The organism is Caldimonas sp. (assembly GCF_046289365.1).
Taxonomy (GTDB): Bacteria; Pseudomonadota; Gammaproteobacteria; order Burkholderiales; family Burkholderiaceae_C; genus Caldimonas.
This window is the reverse complement of record NZ_JBKBVU010000306.1, coordinates 1-2,516: the sequence shown is the minus strand read 5'-3', so window position 1 is coordinate 2,516 and position 2,516 is coordinate 1. Positions and strand designations below refer to the sequence as shown.

Below are 2,516 nucleotides of genomic sequence, written 5' to 3'. Positions count from 1 at the left end.
GGTGCAGGCTCACGCCCGAAACGCAGCCCCAGGCTGTCCTCGCGCCGGTGGTCAGCAGCAATCTCGGCATCCACCATCGCGGCATCAAGCCCGCGCTCGGCAATCGCCTGGGTGCGGGATTTCAAGCCGGCTTCCAGCGCCATGATCTCGGCGCGGATGTCTTTCAAGGGATCGACCCAGTCCCAACGTGGCGGTAGCCAACTGCAGTCCAGGTAGTCGGCGCGGCGTTGCTCGTAGTCCGGCAGGTCCAACGCCCCCGAGAGCACCGCCGTATCCATCCAGCGTGCCCACACCGCTCGGCACAGCTGAAACACCAGCACCGAGTGCTGGAAGGCTTCGATGCGCCGGCGAAACTCCAGGAGCGCAGCGCGTGTGTTCGAGTAGTTGGCCTTCAACATATCGGCCGAGAGGTTCGCGTAGGGCAAGCCCAGGGCGGCAGCGACCTGCAAGAGCGTCCGGTACTGGAAGCTCTCGTAGTTGCCCCCGACATCGGCCGGGGTCGAGAAAGTGATGTCCTCCCCGTCGTCCAGGATCTGGAGTTGCCCGGGTTCGAGTGGCAGCAGCGGCTCGCCCCGGTCATCGGTTTCATTGCTGTTGTCGAAATCCCGCTCCGGTCGGCGCACAAAGCCGACGAACATCGCTGCGACCTTCTTGCGATCCAGCTCGGCGTCGTCGTACTGGTCGAGTAGAAAGAGCTTCACCAGCGCCGGAGAGAAACGTGACACGCCTCTGAGTTGCCCAGCGTCGACGGGATCAACGATGTGCAGCACCGACTCAGCCGGCACCCGTACCGTCTCCCCGGCCAACCCCGGATCGGTGATGTCGCCCGGATGGCGGCGCAGGAAGTGGTAGGCCACGCGCCGACCAATGCGGTCGAACTCGATGCCCTGGCGGATGCGGTGCCCGTTCTCCAGTAGCTGGTTGTGGTTCAAGGGGAGCATCTCGGCCGGGAGCATCTGCAACTGCAGTGGCACGCTCAAACCATCCTCGGGCCTGCGTGGTCGGATGCGGAAGAACACCTCCCCGGCGATGAACAGTTCCCGAGCGGCGCGGCGCTGCTGGCCATAGAAGTCGGTCAGCCCTTCGGCATCGGACTCATCGGTCCAACGTAGCCACAGCCGTTGCACCCGGTACTTGAGCACGGCATCGGCGATGCCTGACGAGGGCTTGATGCCGGTGCCTACCGCATTGCCCGCCCAGGACTCGACCGCGTTGGCGGCGTAGCCGTTGTTGCGGATCAGGTACCGGGCACGCGCGGTCATATCGGCACCAGCGGCCTGGATCAGCGTGTTGACGTGCGCGCGGCTGGCGGCGAAGGTCTTGAGACGGCGGGCGGACAAGCCACCTTCGAATCCGCCGATCATGGCACCCACCTTTCGGCCAAGTTTCTGGCGCAGGTTCTGGAATACCTTCATCACAACCCCTTCCCGGCGTAAACGCGGATGCGCCGGGCGCGCGGGCGGCCTTCTGCCTTGGCGATCTCACGATCCAGGTCTCCCAGGGCCGACTGCAGTTCGGCGTCCGACTTGTAGGTCACCCACTTGTCGCCGGCCTTCACGGTGAGCACGCCATTGAAGCGCGCGGCCTGCAGCGCCTCGCGCTGGGCCTTGAGTTGTTCGAGGGTCATGCGGACCTGCCTTGCAAACGTGCATGCAATGCCTTAGACTTGTGCAGTAAATAGCACAACTCAAAAGGAGCCATCGTCATGCGCGTGGTAAATTTTTCTGAGGCACGAAACAGCCTCAAAAACGTGATCGATCAGGTCATCGACGATGCCGACTACACGGTCATCGCACGTCGGGATGCCCCCGATGCTGTGGTGATGTCGCTGGACACCTTCAACAGCCTGATGGAGACCGTTCATCTGCTGAAGTCGCCGGCGAACGCCGCCCACCTGGCACGCTCCATCGAGCAGTACCGCCAGGGGCAGGTGAAGCAGCAGGATCTGGTCGATGCCGATTGAAGACAAACTGCTGAAACTGACTTGGACCCTGGCCGCCTGGGACGATTACGAATACTGGCAAGGCCAGGACAAGAAGACCCTCAAGCGCATCAATGCCTTGATCAAGGACTGCGTACGCCACCCTTTCGAGGGCATTGGCAAACCCGAACCCCTCAAGGAAAACCTCTCGGGCTTCTGGTCGCGCCGCATCGACGACACCCACCGGCTGGTGTATTGCGTCGATGACCATGCCCTGGTGGTGATTGCCTGTCGTTACCACTACCAGTAACACCCTCACACATAGTTCGACGCAATCGCCATGCGCCGTCGCCGTGGGCTCGGCGTCAGCGCTGCTTTGGTGGCCGGGTTGGCAGTTCGCTGCCGACTGGCTGGAATCGGCGGTAACGCCTCCACCCGCTTATTCAGGTTCAGGCCCATCGACAGCAGGCCGTGCAATGCCGCGTAGGCGTACACCCGGCAGTCCAGCGCTTCGTTGCGCCGACCATCGGGTTTCCACCAGAAGCGCTGCGGGAAGCCCTTCACGTAGCGGGTGCGGATGCGCTCGGCAGTGAGT

5 protein-coding genes are annotated in these 2,516 nt (G+C 63.1%); 2 read left to right on the top strand and 3 right to left on the bottom strand.

The features are described from left to right. Positions 1–1,415 (bottom strand): phage portal protein (locus ACK42S_RS17380; RefSeq protein ID WP_409710549.1); only part of this gene is annotated, 1,415 nt, incomplete at its 3' end. Beyond that, on the bottom strand, positions 1,415–1,627 hold the full coding sequence (locus ACK42S_RS17375) for a phage head-tail joining protein (protein WP_409710546.1): 213 nt from the start codon (positions 1,625–1,627) through the stop codon (positions 1,415–1,417). The genes ACK42S_RS17380 and ACK42S_RS17375, both read right to left, overlap by 1 nt. Positions 1,628–1,705: 78 nt before the next feature. Here ACK42S_RS17375 and ACK42S_RS17370 point away from each other — a divergent pair, with 78 nt between their 5' ends. After that, entirely contained in the window at positions 1,706–1,963 is a 258-nt protein-coding gene (locus ACK42S_RS17370; protein ID WP_409710543.1) for a type II toxin-antitoxin system Phd/YefM family antitoxin, read from the top strand. Next, the gene (locus tag ACK42S_RS17365; RefSeq protein WP_409710540.1) at positions 1,953–2,231 is read left to right on the top strand and encodes a Txe/YoeB family addiction module toxin; all 279 of its coding nucleotides are present in this window, start codon (positions 1,953–1,955) and stop codon (positions 2,229–2,231) included. Before ACK42S_RS17370 ends, ACK42S_RS17365 begins: the two co-directional genes overlap by 11 nt. Before the next feature lie 5 nt (positions 2,232–2,236). Here ACK42S_RS17365 and ACK42S_RS17360 read toward each other — a convergent pair. Then, on the bottom strand, positions 2,237–2,516 hold a 280-nt coding region (locus tag ACK42S_RS17360; protein ID WP_409710537.1), incomplete at its 5' end, for a terminase gpA endonuclease subunit.